Genomic DNA, 14092 nt, shown 5'->3' with positions numbered 1-14092 from the left:
CTCGTTGAAACGATCGAGGCAACCGAATGCAACAACTACTTCGCAAACGCCGGCTACGCTTCCATCAAAACGTGAAAGGCTCTAGTCCTGTATTCCCGAAACGAAAAACGCCGCCCGGAGGGCGGCGATTCGGTACCGCGAGAGAAAACCCGATTACTTGATCTTGGTTTCCTTGAATTCGACGTGCTTCTTGGCGACCGGGTCGTATTTGCGGAACGACAGCTTGTCCGTCTTGGTGCGGCTGTTTTTGCTGGTCACGTAGAAGAAACCGGTGTCGGCGGTCGACAGAAGCTTGATCTTGATGTTTGCGGCTTTGGCCATGATGTTCGTCCGTTAAATGTTCGTGGAGTTTTGGCCGCTGGAGCACGGGGAAAACACCCGGACGCGGGAAACTTGCCGCGACACATAAAGAACGCGCCCGGAAAGTCAACCCTTGTCCACATTCACCCTTGTCCAGGTTTATGCGTCTTCCCTGACTGGCAACGCCTTCTTCCGGTCTCCCGTCGTGTTCCACCAGCGGTTCGGGTTGGCGCGGTCGTCGAGACCCTTGGAGCGGCTGGCAAGCAGTGGCTGAATGCGGATCACCGGTTCCTGATAGCTGTGAACCTGATAAATCGCTTCGACGACGCGTGCGGCGAGCTTCTGGTCGTCGGGCAGTTCGAACGACACCTCGACAGTGCCCGACCGCCTGCGCAATTCCGTCTCGGCGCCGGCGGCGGCACCTTCAAGCGGCCGGTAGCGTTCGATGCCGTCCGCCGACTGGAAAGCATTGCTGTCATATTTGCCCATTCCGAGCGGTACGATCGCGACCACCGCCTCCATGATGCGGTCGACATCGGCTGCCGGTGCCTGAAAGGTCACCAGCAGCAGCAATTCCATCCGCAGCGATTTCGTTTCAAAGCCACTGTCGATCATCCGAGGTCTCCCTGCTAATGCACTTTGGGGGAGCATATACTCGAGCCCTCCTGACATGGTTGTGTCAGTAGTTGGTCAGCAGTGGGAGCGATGTCGGCAGCTGGGCCGACTCAGAGGATTTTGCGGAGCAGCCTGGTGCCGACCAGCACGATATAGCAGGCGAAGAACAGGCCGAGCGCCCAACCGAAGCCCGACGGCCCGAAAGCGTCCATGCCGATGCCGATTGCCTGCGGGCCAAGCACCATGCCGACGCCGTAGCAAAGCACGAAGGCGGCGTTGGCGGAGGCCAGTTCGTGGCCGGAAAGCTGGGAGCCGAGGTGAGCAAGACCGATTGTATACATAGCGGCGACCACACCGCCCCAGATGAACAGAAGCGCTGCCATCAAATGCCAGTTATGCGCGAAGAACGGCATGAAGACCGTGCCGGCAAGCCCGACAGTGGCACAGGCCATCAGCAGATAGCGGCGGTCGCTGACGCGGTCGCTGATCATGCCGATCGGGATCTGCAACAGCACATTGCCAAGCCCGATCATGGTGAGCAAAAGGGCGGCGTCCGCCTCTGAGTAGCCGATGCGGCTACCGTAGACCGGGAACAGTGCAAAGCCGCCGGTCTCGACCGCGCCGAACACCAGCACGGCGGCGGTCGCCGTCGGCACCAGCCAGATGTAACGCAGGAAATTGTTGGTTTCGCCGTCCGAGACGATCGTCGGGCTCTCGTTGCGTGCCGCCAGGACCGGTATGGCAGCGAGCGTAACCAAGGCGATGGTAACGCCGAAGGGCAGGAAGCCACTGCTGCCGAGATGGGCGAACAGCCAAGGCCCGGCGGCAAAGCCGAGAGACAGCACGGTGGCATAGATGCCGAGGACCAGTCCGCGCCGGTGTGGCGGCGCCGAGGTGCTGATCCAGAATTCCGACAGGATGAACAGCACCGTCAGCGCGATATGCAGCAGCACGCGCAGCGGAAACCACATCCAGAAAGCTGGCGCGAAATGGAAACCGACAAAGGCCAGCGCCCCGGCGGCGATCATGGCAAGCATCGTCCAGGCGACCCCGAACCGCATGGCAAGCGGAGTGGCGAGCGGCGCGCCGGCGATCGAAGCGAGGCCGGCGACCGCGGTGTTGAGACCGATCATCGACGCGGAATGGCCACGCGTTTCCAGGATCACGCTGAGCAGCGGCATGCCAAGGCCGATGGCAATGCCGACGACGCTGATCGACGAGATCGCCGCGACCATCGGCAGCCAGTGTACGCGTTCCTTGCCCTGCGGCTGGATATCGACTGTCATGGATTGCCTGGCTGCTCTAGAGAATTTCGCGGACGAAGCGATTGCGGACAAGCCGGTAGAACGGCACCGGACCGCCGGGGCTCAGCAGCGGATCCCGGGCGAGCCGGGTTTCCAGCTCCTCCAGGACCGTGCGCGTGATGTCTGGAATATCGGCTTGCCGGGCCTTGGCCAGCGGCAGCCAAACGACGTCCTCCAACTCGTCGGTCGGACCGCCATCCGGCAGTTCAACGGCGACATCGTCGCGCCATGCGGCGAGAAAGCGCGTATCGAAGCGGCGCACCCGGTTGGGCGGGGTGATGGCGCGTGCGACGAAGCGCAGCGCTTGCAGTGATGGGATGACGCCGTGCTCGACAAAGCCCTGCCAGTCGCGCCTGGCGGTCGCGAAGGTGCCTTTTTGGCCGATCAGCAAGCCGGCCTCCTCATAGGTTTCGCGGATTGCCGACAGGGCAATGGCGCGGGCGCGGGCCGGGCTGGTGCGGCCGATGCCAGCGGTCAATCGCGCTTCTTCCTCGGGATGAAGGGCGGTGGCTATCGAGATGCGGTTGTCGGCCGGATCGGTGCGGCCGCCGGGAAACACGAATTTTCCCGGCATGAAGGCATGACGGGCGTGGCGCCGGCCCATCAGCACCAGGAATTCGTCGCCTTTGCGGTCGAGCAGGATCAGCGTCGCGGCGTCGCGCGGGCGTATAGGCTTGGCCTCGAGCGCGATCCGCTCACCCTTGTCGATTTCCGCCTTGGTCATAACGTCCATGCGCTCGACCTAGCGGAATCTTCTCCGATGCGGAAGTGGCGTCCAGCCATGCCGATTGCGCCAGCCTCGGTTTCAAGCCTCGGGATGCGACTCGATCAGATCTTCTTCACCGCCAAAGCCGTGCATATAAAATGCCCATTGCAGGCCGATGACAGCGCCCTTGACCGGCTGCAGCAGGACGACGGCCAGAATGATGGTCAATGGCACCCAGATGGCGATGTGCTGCCAGGTAGACAGCGTCGAGGTTGCCTCGACACCCATGAAGGCACCGAGCACGATGTGGCCGACAATGACCACCACGAGATAGGCCGGCAGGTCGTCGGCGCGATGGTGGTGGAGCTCCTCGCCGCAATGATCGCATTTGTCGACGGTCTTGACGAAGGCGCGAAACAGCTTGCCCTCGCCGCAATGCGGGCAGCGGCCGAGCATGCCGCGCTTCATTGCCGTCCATAGCGGCCGGGCGGTCCGGCCCGAGTGATGTTCACCACCGAAAATCCGTTCTTCCACCTGCAGTTCTGTTGGCATTACCGTCTCCTGCCGCGCGAGCCTGGACGCGATTGCGACGCCCGGGCGCGGCCTTTGGCCTTGTGGAACGACCGTTTGGAGCCGGGCAGCGGCTTTGGCTCGGTCAGCATCTCGAAACGCATCGCGCCGGCCATCGGCGCCACCTCGATCAGGCGAACCTCGACGCGATCAGCAAGCTGATAGCCCTTGCCGGTGCGTTCTCCGAAAAGCGATCGAGCAGTTTCGTCGTATATATAGTAGTCGCCGCCCAGGGTTGAAACCGGAATGAAGCCATCCGCGCCGTACTGCGGCAATTGGACAAACAGGCCCGATTTGGTGACGCCCGAGATGCGGGCGTCGAAATGGTCGTCGATGCGCTCGGCGAGATAGGCGGCGATCAGCCGGTCGACCGTGTCGCGCTCGGCGGCCATCGCGCGCCGCTCGGTCGCCGAAATCAGCGCCGAGACCTCTTCCAGCCGCTCCGCCTCGTCCTGCGTCAGGCCCCCCGGACCAAGGCCGAGTGCGGCAATCAGCCCACGATGCACGATGAGGTCGGCATAGCGACGGATCGGCGAGGTGAAATGCGCGTAGCGCTTCAGGTTGAGGCCGAAATGGCCGATATTGGCGGGCGAATATTCGGCCTGGCTCTGCGAGCGCAGCACCACTTCGTTGACCAGCCCCTCATTGTCGGCGCCGCGCACGCGAGCGAGGATGCCGTTGAACTGGTTCGGCCGCATTTGCGCGCCGCGCGCCAGCGACAGGCCGAGCGTCTGCAGGAATTCACGCAGCGATTCCTGCTTGGCGAGCGAAGGCGCATCGTGGATGCGGTAGACCAGCGCCTGGCGCTTCGCCTCGAGTGTCTCGGCGGCGGCGACATTGGCCTGGATCATGAACTCTTCGATCAGCTTGTGCGCGTCGAGCCGCTCCGGCACGACGACCTTGTCGACGGTGCCGTCCTGCTTGAGCAGGATCTTGCGCTCGGGCAGATCGAGCTCAAGCGGCTGGCGCGTGTCGCGGCCGCGCTTCAGGATCGCGTAGGCGTCCCATAGCGGCTTCAGCACCGTATCGAGGATCGGGCCAGTCGTGTCATCCGGTGCGCCGTCGATCGCCGCTTGCGCCTGTTGATAGGCGAGTTTCGCCGCCGACTTCATCATGACGCGATGGAAGGAGTGTCTGAGTTTGTGGCCATCGGCCGAGAAAGTCATACGCACCGCTATCGCCGGACGATCCTGGCCCTCGCGCAGTGAACAGAGGTCGTTCGAGATGCGCTCCGGCAGCATCGGTACGACTCGGTCGGGAAAATAGACCGAATTGCCGCGCTTCAGCGCTTCGCGATCGAGCGCCGTGGCATAGCGCACGTATGCAGCGACATCCGCAATGGCGACGGTGACAACCACGCCGCCGGCGTTCTTCTCGTCGGTGTCGGGCATGGCGAACACCGCGTCGTCATGATCCTTGGCGTCGGCCGGATCGATGGTGAGTAGCGGCAGCTCGCGCCAATCCTCGCGGCCGGCAAGCGACGCCGGCTTGACCGCCTCCGCCTGGGCGATGACGTCGGCGGGGAAAATATGCGGAATGTCGTGTGCGTGGATAGCGATCATCGAGACCGCCTTTTCGCTGGTCAGCGACCCCAACACCGCCAGAACCTTGGCTCGCGGCAGCCCGTAGCGCGAGGCCCGTGCCGGCTCGACCTCGACCAGGTCGCCGTTCTTGGCGCCGTTCTGGAATTCCTTGTCGACGACCAGCTCCGGCTGACGCCTTTCCACCGGCTCGATGCGGAACGTGCCGTCCTTCAGCACACGGAAAACGCCGAGAACCGCATCGGTGCGCTTCTCGAATATCTTCATCACCCGGCCGGTATAGGCCGGGCCTGCCGGATCGTCGGTCGGAAAGGTCTTGGCCAGCACGCGGTCGCCGATGCCCGGCGTCGGGCCATTGCCGCCGCGCGACACGCGGATCGCTATGACCGGAGGTTCGCCATTGCCGATCGCTTCGGTCGGGTGCGCCAGTAGCACACCGTCGGCATCACGGCCGAAGATGTCGAGCACCGCGACGTGGGGCAGGGCGCCGACACGGGCAAGCCGCTTGCGCTCCTTGGTCAGCAGGCCTTCATCCTGCAGGTCGCGCAAGACGTCCTTCAGCCAGATACGGTCTTCGCCGCGCAGCGCAAACGCCTTGGCGATGTCGCGTTTTCCGGCGCGGTCCGGATTTTCGGCGATGTAACGCAGTACCTCGTCGCGTGAAGGCCGGTAATTGTCCCTGACCTTGGCACGGGTATCGGCGGTGCGCAGATCGCCGTGGCTTCTTCCGGAGACTTTGCGCGCCAACCCGTCCTATCCCTTTTTCCTGGCCGCCGGTTTTTTGGCCGCAGCCGATTTCTTCGCAGGCGCGGCCGCTTTGCGGAAGGGCTTCCTGGCGCCGTTGCCGCCCTTGGCTTCCTTTTCCGCAATGAGCGCCACCGCATCTTCGATCGTCACCGATTGCGGATCCTTGCCCTTCGGCAGCGTCGCATTGACCTTGCCGAAATTCACATAAGGCCCGTATTTGCCGTCGCGCACGACGATCTTGCCGCCGCCGGCAGGATGCTCGCCAAGTTCCTTGAGCGCAGCGGCTGTGCCGCCATTGCGGCCGCCTTTGCCCTTCAATTGCTTCTCGGCGATCACGGAGACGGCGCGATTGAGGCCGATCGAGAACACGTCCTCGATGCTGTCGAGATTGGCGTAGGTGCCGTCATGCAGCACGAACGGCCCGTAGCGCCCCAGCCCGGCCGAAATCATCTTGCCGGATTCCGGATGCTTGCCGACGTCGCGCGGCAGCGACAAAAGGGCGAGTGCTTTTTCGTGATCGATCGAATCGACAGTCCAGCCCTTGGGCAGGCTGGAGCGCTTGGCATCCTTGCCGTCGCCGCGCTGGATATAGGGGCCGAACCGGCCATTGCGCAGCGTGATCTCCTCGGCGGTATAGGGGTCCTTGCCGAGCACTTTGGTGCCGTCTTCGCCACCGCCGTTCTCGCCATTGGGATTGGCGGCGTCGCCGAGCTGGCGGGTGAAGGAGCATTCGGGATAGTTCGAACAGCCAACGAAGGCGCCGAACTTGCCGAGCTTCAGCGACAGGTTGCCGGTGCCGCATTTCGGACAGATGCGCGGGTTCGAACCGTCTTCCCGCGCGGGAAAGACCAGCGGCGCCAGTTCCTCGTTCAACGCATCGAGGACGTCGGTGACGCGCAACTCCTTGATGTCGGCGACGGCGCCGGAAAAATCCTTCCAGAAATCGCGCAGCACGTCCTTCCATGCGAGCTTGCCGTCGGAAATCTCGTCGAGCTTTTCCTCCAGCGAAGCGGTGAAGTCGTACTCGACATAACGCTCGAAGAAGCTTTCGAGGAAGGCCGACAATAGCCGGCCCTTTGCCTGCGGCACCAGCTTGCGCTTGTCGATGGTGACATAGTCACGATCCTCGAGCGTCTTCAGGATCGCCGTATAAGTCGACGGCCGGCCGATGCCCAACTCTTCCAGCTTCTTGATCAGCGAAGCTTCCGAATAACGCGGCGGCGGCTCGGTGGTGTGCTGGGTGGCGTTGATCGCCTCGCGTGTGAGCTGCTCGCCGGCACGGATCTCGGGCAGGCGGCGGCTTTCCTCGTCTTCCGAATCTTCTTCCTTCTGCTCGATGTAAGCGGCAAGGAAGCCGTCGAAGCGAACAACCGAGCCTACAGCGCGAAGCTCGGCGGTGCGCGGGCCGTTGACTGCCTCTATCTCGACCGTGGTGCGCTCTATCTCGGCCGGCTGCATCTGGCTGGCGATGGCGCGTTTCCAGATCATCTCGTAAAGCCGCGCCTGGTCGGCGTCGAGATACTGCTTGACGGAAGCCGGCGTGCGCATGAAATCGGTCGGACGGATCGCTTCGTGCGCCTCCTGGGCATTCTTGGCCTTGGCGGAATAGTAGCGCGGCTTTTCAGGCAGGTATTTAGGGCCGAATTCCTTGGCAATCGCATCGCGTGCGGCAGAGATCGCCTCCGGTGCCATCTGCACGCCGTCGGTCCGCATATAGGTGATCAGGCCGGTGGTCTCACCGCCGATCTCCATGCCCTCATAGAGCCGCTGCGCCACCTGCATGGTGCGGTTGGCCGAAAAGCCGAGACCCGATGAGGCTGCCTGCTGCAGCGTCGAGGTGGTGAAGGGCGGCCCGGGATTGCGCTTGGTCGGCTTCGCTTCGACAGACGCCGCCTTGAAGCTGGCGCCTTCGAGCATCGCTTTGATGTCGTCGGCCTGCGCCTTGTTGGAAATGTCGAGCTTTTGCAGCTTCTTGCGCTCGAAGGCGGTCAGCCGCGCCTCGAAATTTTCCTTGCGCGGCGTACCGAGAATGGCGGCGACCTGCCAGTATTCCTCGCGGATGAAGCGCTCGATCTCGGATTCGCGGTCGCAGACCAGACGCAGCGCCACCGACTGGACGCGGCCGGCGGAGCGGGCGCCGGGCAGCTTGCGCCACAGCACGGGCGACAGCGTGAAGCCGACCAGATAGTCGAGCGCGCGGCGGGCGAGATAGGCATCGACCAGCGGCGCGTCGATCTGGCGCGGATTGGCCATCGCCTCCAGCACGGACGCCTTGGTGATGGCGTTGAAGACGACGCGGCTGACCGGCTTGTCCTTCAACGCGCGCTTTTGCTTCAGCACTTCCAGGACATGCCAGGAGATCGCTTCGCCCTCGCGGTCCGGATCGGTGGCGAGGATCAGCCCGTCGGCGTCCTTGACCGCCTTGGCAATATCGGCGAGACGCTTTCCAGACGCGGTGTCGACGGCCCAGGACATGGCAAAGTCCTCATCCGGACGCACCGAGCCATCCTTGGCCGGCAGATCGCGGACATGGCCGAACGAGGCCAGAACCTTGTAGTTCTTGCCGAGGTATTTGTTGATTGTCTTCGCCTTGGCCGGCGATTCGACGACGACGACGTCCATACGGTCTCATATCAGTTGTGATGCGGCAGAAGAATTCCGCTGCGCGCGACGAAATCTCGTTCAATGTGTCGCTCACATGGCCGCGCTTTTGCATCCGGTCAAGGCCAAGCAGTCAAAATGCGGCCCTGTACCGAATGCGCAACCCAACGGCGCCATGCGATTTTCCGCAATCCTGGATAAGGGAAATGGCCAGCCTATCGCTGGACAAGCCCGGCAATTGATCCTGGAGAACGGGACAAACTCTCCCGCGGATATAAGAGAAACATCGAGCACGCGCCAGCCCTGCTTGAACAGATGCTGTGAAGCGCGCAATCGGTAGCCCGGCATTTTGCTCGGACAGTCGCAAGGAAGTACCGTGCTGAAAAGCTGGCCGCCGGGGCGGTTGGGTCGAGTTCCCAGCGACCAACCGTGTTACCGCCTGTTACAGCCGATCAGAAGCTCAAGGCCTAGTCGGCCTTGGCGATATGCCAGACGCCGCCGACACCCTCGCCGGTCACGTCGCCGGCCTTCTTGTCCTTGATGAACGTGTAGAGCGGCTTACCTTCGTAAGCCCACATCCTGGTGCCGTCGGTGCGGTCGACGATCGTCCACTCGCCCTCGGCCTTGGCGTTGGCGTCAGCCTTCAGCGGCGGCCAATTGGCGGCGCATTTGTCGTAGCAGTTCGACTTGCCCGCCTCGTCCTTGTCGTAGGTGTAGAGCGTCATGCCGCTGGCGTCGGTGTAGATCTTGGTGCCGCCGACCTCCGCTTCCTTCCACGCCTCGGCGGCGAAGGATGCGGCAGTGCCGAGCAAAAGCGCGGCCATGCCAATTGCGATCGTTTTCATGGACTTCTCCCTGGATCATTCGAAAAGCGCGCGGAACAACGCAGCTTCGTTTGATCAACGCTGCCTGGCTGCCCCTTCTTCCCGGGCGGGCGTCGACTTGCTACCCAATGTGATGGGGCCACGCGATGGTGATTGGCGGACGGCTGTTGTCGCGGCTATATGGCTGCGCAGTCATCGGGAGACGGAAATGGCATTGGACGTCGGCTATGTCAGTGCGATCGGGGCGGGGGCAATTTCCTTCCTGTCCCCCTGCGTGCTGCCGCTGGTGCCGCCTTACCTGTGCTATATGGCCGGCGTGTCGGTCGACGATTTCCGCGGCGAGGCCGGCATTACGGCAAAGGCCGGTGCGCGAGGCGCGCTGGTTAATTCCTCCATCGCCTTCGTGCTCGGTTTTTCGACCGTCTTCGTCGCGCTCGGCGCCGGCGCCTCGACCATCGGCCATCTGCTGCGAGTCTGGCAGGAGCCGCTGGCAATGGCGGCCGGCGTGCTGATCATCCTGATGGGGCTGAATTTCCTCGGCGTACTGCGCATCCCTTTGCTTTCACGCGAGGCGCGCTTCCAGTCACAAGGCAAGCCGGCCAGCCTGATCGCCGCTTATGTCATGGGCCTGGCCTTCGCCTTTGGCTGGACACCCTGTATCGGCCCGGTGCTGGGGCCGATTCTGACGCTTGCCGGCGGCCGCGAGACGGTGGGCGAGGGCGCGCTGCTGCTTGCCGCCTATTCGCTCGGCCTCGGTATTCCCTTCCTCGTTGCGGCGCTGTTTTCAGGCGCCTTCATGCGCTTTCTCGGGAAATTCCGCGTCCATCTCGGCCGCGTCGAAAAGGCCATCGGCGCGTTGCTGGTGGTCGCCGGCGTGTTTTTCCTGACCGGCGGCGTGCAGGCGGTGTCCTATTGGTTGCTCGAGAATTTTCCGGTGCTGGGGCAATTGGGATAGGTTTGCCGCCCGACGTGGTCTGATCAGCCTTCGAAATAGCCCGGCTGGTCGATATCGGCGATGAGCCCGGGTCCGCTCGGCGCCCACCCCAGCAGCGCGCGAGTCCGCTCGCTCGAGGTCGGGACATCCATCGCCGCGAACATCGCGAACCAGCCAAAATGATCGGCGGCCTCTTCCGCGGACTTGGCGATGACCGGCACGTTCAGGCGCCGGCCGATCACGCCGGCGATGTCCTTGAACGGCACGCCTTCTTCGGCGATCGCGTGATATCGCCCGCCATCGGCTCCATGCTCGAGCGCAAGCCGGTAAACGCGGGCGGCATCGAACCGATGCACGGCAGGCCAGCGATTGAGCCCTTCGCCGATATAGGCCGACACGCCCTTGTTGCGAGCGAGGTCGATGAGAATAGGAACGAAGGCGTGGTCGCCCTGGCCATGGACCGACGGAGGGAGGCGCACAACCGACGCGCGCACGCCGCGTGCCGCCAGCGCGGCGGCTGTCGCTTCGGAGGCGCGGGGATACGAAGCGGAAGAGGGGACAGGCGCATCTTCCTCGGTCGCGATACGGCCCCGCGCCTAGAGCGCGATTCCGGAGGTGACGAGCAGGGGCCGCTCGGAGCCTTCGAGTGCACCGCCCAAGGCCTCGATGGCGCGCCGGTCCATCTCGCAATTTTGCGCGAATTTCGAGAAGTCGTGGTTGAAGCCGGTATGGATCACTCCATCAGCTGCCGCTGCGCCCCTGCTGAGGCTTTCGAGGTCGTCGAGGTCACCTCGATGCACCTCGGCTCCGTTGGCTGCAAGCGACTTGGCCGACGCCGCCGAGCGGGCGAGGCCGAGCACCTGATGGCCGGCGCCGATGAGTTCTTGAACGACGGCAGAACCGACGAATCCGGTCGCTCCGGTAACGAAGACACGCATCACGACTTCTCCTTGTTCGTTTCTGACCACGACCATTTTCGCGGCTCAGTTGTGTCGTGATAGGCGCTTGAGAAAATACGATCTATGCGGTAAAGTCCGTATTATCTTCGCAATCGTCCGGAATGACCTGTGGATCCCCTTTCAGATGTGCTCTCGCTGCTGAAGCCGCGAAACTATATGTCGGCCGGTTTCGATGCTGGTGGTGAATGGTCGATCCAGTTCCCCGACCAGCAGCAAAGCATCAAGACCGGAGCGGTGGTCTCCGGCCGGTGCTGGCTATCAGTGGAGGGCGTTGCCGACGCAGTGCGCCTTGAGACGGGCGACTGCTTCCTGCTGCCGAGTGGACGGCCCTTCCGTCTTGCAAGCGACATGAGCTTGACGCCTGCTGAAGCCGTCAAGATTTTTCCGCCAGCGCGGGCCGGCGGTGTCGTGACTCACAATGGCGGCGGTGATTTCTTTCTGGTCAGCAGCCGCTTCGCGCTTGGCGGCAATCATGCCGGCATCCTGTTGCGGATGCTGCCAGCCATTGTGCATATCCGCAAAGAGTCGGACCAGTCGGCGCTGCGCTGGTCTGTGGAGCGGATGATGCAGGAGCTGCGCGAGCCACAACCGGGCGGCTTTCTGGTGATCCAGCACCTCGCCCACATGATGCTGGTTCAGGCGCTGCGGCTGCATCTTTCGGAAGGATTGAAAGGTGGCATCGGCTGGCTCTTTGCCCTCGCTGACAAACAGATGGGCGCGGCGATCAGCGCCATGCATGACGATCCGGCGCATGGCTGGACGTTACAGGAGCTGGCGGGACGGGCCGGCATGTCGCGATCGACCTTTGCGCTCAGATTCAAGGAGACGGTCGGCGCGTCGCCCATGGACTATTTGACGCGCTGGCGAATGCTGCTGGCCGGCGAGCGGCTGACGAATTCCAGCGATCCCGTCGCCGTCGTCGCGCTGTCGCTCGGCTACGAATCCGAAAGCGCCTTCAGCACAGCCTTCAAGCGGGTCATGAACTGTTCACCACGGCAATATGGCCGTGGCCGGGCTCCGGCCTTCGCGTCACGTGACGAGGCGGAAGCTGCCTGAGCCGATCGGCTTGGGCGTGTCGCGGGTTGGAGATTCCACCGTCTCACCGGAATTTAACCGCATTGGTGCAGCATGGCGCCAGTGCTACTAACGCTTCGATTCCAGACCCCTTTCAACGGTTGCCATCCCATGAGCCAGAGAACCTGCCTGTCCGTTATCCTCGCTGCCGGCGAAGGCACACGCATGAAAAGTGCGGTGCCGAAAGTGCTGCACACAATCGCCGGCCTGCCGATGGTTGCCCATGTCGTCAAGGCGGCCGAAGCCGCCGGCAGCGGCGAGTTGGCGCTGGTGATCGGCCATGGCGCCGATGAGATGCGCAAGGCCGCACTCAAGTTTGCGCCGAAGGCCGAGGCTTTCGTTCAGGAAAAACGTCTCGGCACCGCGCACGCCGTGCTTGCCGCACGCGCAGCAATATCAAAAGGTTATGACGACATCTTGGTGATGTTTGGCGACACGCCGTTGATCGATCCGGAAGCGCTCGCGACGGCGCGGCTGAAGCTGGCGGAAGGTGCGGCCGTCGTCGTAGTCGGCTTCCGTACGGAAAATCCTTCGGGCTACGGCCGGCTTATCGAAAAGGCCGGCAAGCTCGTGGCCATCCGCGAGGAGAAGGACTGCTCGGACGAGGAGAAGAAAATCACCTTCTGCAATGGCGGGCTGATGGCGGTCGCCGGCAGGCACGCGCTGAAGCTGCTCGATCAAGTCGGCAGCAAGAACGCCAAGGGCGAGTATTATCTCACCGACATCGTCGAGATCGCCGCTGCGCAGGGATTTGATGTGGTCGCCACCGAAGCCAGTTTCGAGAACGCGCTCGGCATCAACAACCGTGCCGAGCTTGCCCAGGCGGAAGGTATCTGGCAGCAGCGCCGCCGGCGCGAGGCGATGCTTTCTGGCGTTACGCTGATCGCGCCCGAAACTGTGTTCTTCTCGCACGACACCGAGATCGGTGCCGACACGATCGTCGAGCCCAATGTCTGGTTCGGACCGGGCGTGAAAATCGCCACGGGCGCCAAGATCCATGCCTTCAGCCATATCGAAGGCGCCACCATCGCGTCGAATTGCGATGTCGGGCCGTTCGCGCGGCTGCGGCCCGGGGCCGATCTGAGAACCAAGGCCAAGGTCGGCAATTTCTGCGAGGTCAAGCAGGCGATCGTCGAGGAGGGCGCCAAGGTCAACCATCTGACCTATATCGGCGATGCTCGCATCGGCGCCGGTGCCAATATCGGCGCCGGCACCATCACCTGCAATTATGACGGCTATTCGAAATTCTTCACCGATATCGGCGAAGGCGCCTTCATAGGCTCGAACTCCTCGCTGGTGGCGCCGGTGTCGATCGGCAAGGGCGGCTACATCGCCTCGGGCAGCGTCATCACCGAAAGCGTACCCGACGATGCGCTGGCCTTCGGCCGCGCCCGCCAGCGGACTCTACCCGGCAAGGGCAAGGAGTTGCGAGAGCGTTTTTCTGAGGCCGCAGCGGCCCGCAAAAAAGGGTAGACTAGCGGAACTCGGCGACAAGCTGGATTTCGCCAACGATTGCATCGTTGAAGGCCGACAGGTCTTCGGCCGGGATCCAGTATTCCAGATGCGCCCGGCTGCCGGCATGCTGGACGCTGTAACGGTCCAGAAAGCTGCGACGCACCTCGAAACGCGTCACGAAACCTGATCCGCTCGCGGGCACATTCCAGTCTCGGGCGATCTGGGTGGCATAGGCCTCGCTGGTGACCGGATAGAAGATCGGCTGATCGGCAAGTCGAGGAGGAAAGGCGCGCATCCCTGCCCTCTGGATCAACTCCAGTTCGCGGGGCCCAACCGGACGCCAAAGCATCACCGTGTCAATTCGTTCGTTCATAGCCGCATCATGTCTTTGACTGATTTCTGGAGCCGTTGAGCCGAGATAGGATACATAAGCGGAGAAACTGAGCAATTGCAGTAACCGGA

General features: G+C 63.0%; 12 protein-coding genes and 1 pseudogene. 3 read left to right on the top strand and 10 right to left on the bottom strand.

Features of this window, described 5'->3' with window-relative positions; translation table 11 throughout:
• Positions 1 to 153: 153 nt before the first annotated feature.
• The 8 genes from rpmG to NKI97_RS20005 form a co-directional block, all read right to left on the bottom strand.
• Positions 154 to 321 (bottom strand): 50S ribosomal protein L33, encoded by a 168-nt coding sequence (gene rpmG / locus NKI97_RS20040; RefSeq protein ID WP_006201775.1) that lies wholly within the window; start codon positions 319 to 321, stop codon positions 154 to 156.
• A gap of 138 nt (positions 322 to 459) precedes the next feature.
• On the bottom strand, positions 460 to 915 hold the full coding sequence (locus tag NKI97_RS20035) for a YqfO family protein (RefSeq protein WP_352705841.1): 456 nt from the start codon (positions 913 to 915) through the stop codon (positions 460 to 462).
• Between the two features lie 110 nt (positions 916 to 1025).
• A complete protein-coding gene (locus NKI97_RS20030) occupies positions 1026 to 2201 on the bottom strand; it encodes an MFS transporter (protein WP_352836159.1) in 1176 nt (391 codons plus the stop codon).
• A 16-nt stretch (positions 2202 to 2217) separates the two neighbouring features.
• Positions 2218 to 2952, bottom strand: coding sequence for an NUDIX hydrolase (locus NKI97_RS20025; RefSeq protein WP_352836156.1), 735 nt, complete (start codon positions 2950 to 2952; stop codon positions 2218 to 2220).
• Positions 2953 to 3024: 72 nt separating this feature from the next.
• Positions 3025 to 3477 (bottom strand): DUF983 domain-containing protein, encoded by a 453-nt coding sequence (locus NKI97_RS20020; RefSeq protein WP_023679976.1) that lies wholly within the window; start codon positions 3475 to 3477, stop codon positions 3025 to 3027.
• On the bottom strand, positions 3477 to 5783 hold the full coding sequence (gene rnr / locus NKI97_RS20015) for a ribonuclease R (RefSeq protein WP_502907115.1): 2307 nt from the start codon (positions 5781 to 5783) through the stop codon (positions 3477 to 3479). Before rnr ends, NKI97_RS20020 begins: the two co-directional genes overlap by 1 nt.
• Positions 5784 to 5789: 6 nt before the next feature.
• Positions 5790 to 8405 carry a type I DNA topoisomerase gene (gene topA, locus NKI97_RS20010; RefSeq protein ID WP_352836153.1) on the bottom strand — a complete coding sequence of 872 codons (2616 nt, stop codon included), beginning with the start codon at positions 8403 to 8405 and terminating at the stop codon, positions 5790 to 5792.
• Positions 8406 to 8851: 446 nt separating this feature from the next.
• Positions 8852 to 9229, bottom strand: a complete 378-nt coding sequence (locus NKI97_RS20005; RefSeq protein ID WP_352471767.1) for a COG4315 family predicted lipoprotein — start codon at positions 9227 to 9229, stop codon at positions 8852 to 8854.
• Between the two features lie 187 nt (positions 9230 to 9416).
• Here NKI97_RS20005 and NKI97_RS20000 point away from each other — a divergent pair, with 187 nt between their 5' ends.
• On the top strand, positions 9417 to 10163 hold the full coding sequence (locus tag NKI97_RS20000; RefSeq protein ID WP_031212847.1) for a cytochrome c biogenesis CcdA family protein: 747 nt from the start codon (positions 9417 to 9419) through the stop codon (positions 10161 to 10163).
• Positions 10164 to 10186: 23 nt separating this feature from the next.
• Here NKI97_RS20000 and NKI97_RS19995 read toward each other — a convergent pair.
• A pseudogene (locus tag NKI97_RS19995) lies at positions 10187 to 11080 on the bottom strand (SDR family oxidoreductase).
• 129 nt (positions 11081 to 11209) lie between these two features.
• On the opposite strand from NKI97_RS19995, the gene NKI97_RS19990 reads away from it, so the two are divergent.
• Positions 11210 to 12157, top strand: coding sequence for an AraC family transcriptional regulator (locus tag NKI97_RS19990; RefSeq protein ID WP_352836150.1), 948 nt, complete (start codon positions 11210 to 11212; stop codon positions 12155 to 12157).
• A 129-nt stretch (positions 12158 to 12286) separates the two neighbouring features.
• A complete protein-coding gene (glmU, locus tag NKI97_RS19985) occupies positions 12287 to 13648 on the top strand; it encodes a bifunctional UDP-N-acetylglucosamine diphosphorylase/glucosamine-1-phosphate N-acetyltransferase GlmU (protein ID WP_352448705.1) in 1362 nt (453 codons plus the stop codon).
• A gap of 1 nt (position 13649) precedes the next feature.
• Here the strand turns inward: glmU and NKI97_RS19980 are convergent, their stop codons facing one another.
• On the bottom strand, positions 13650 to 14003 hold the full coding sequence (locus tag NKI97_RS19980; RefSeq protein ID WP_352448706.1) for an ADP-ribosylation/crystallin J1: 354 nt from the start codon (positions 14001 to 14003) through the stop codon (positions 13650 to 13652).
• Positions 14004 to 14092: the final 89 nt, after the last annotated feature.

The sequence above is a fragment of the Mesorhizobium sp. M0296 genome (genome assembly GCF_040321675.1).
GTDB lineage: Bacteria > Pseudomonadota > Alphaproteobacteria > Rhizobiales > Rhizobiaceae > Mesorhizobium.
This window is presented reverse-complemented; position numbering and strand designations above follow the sequence as displayed.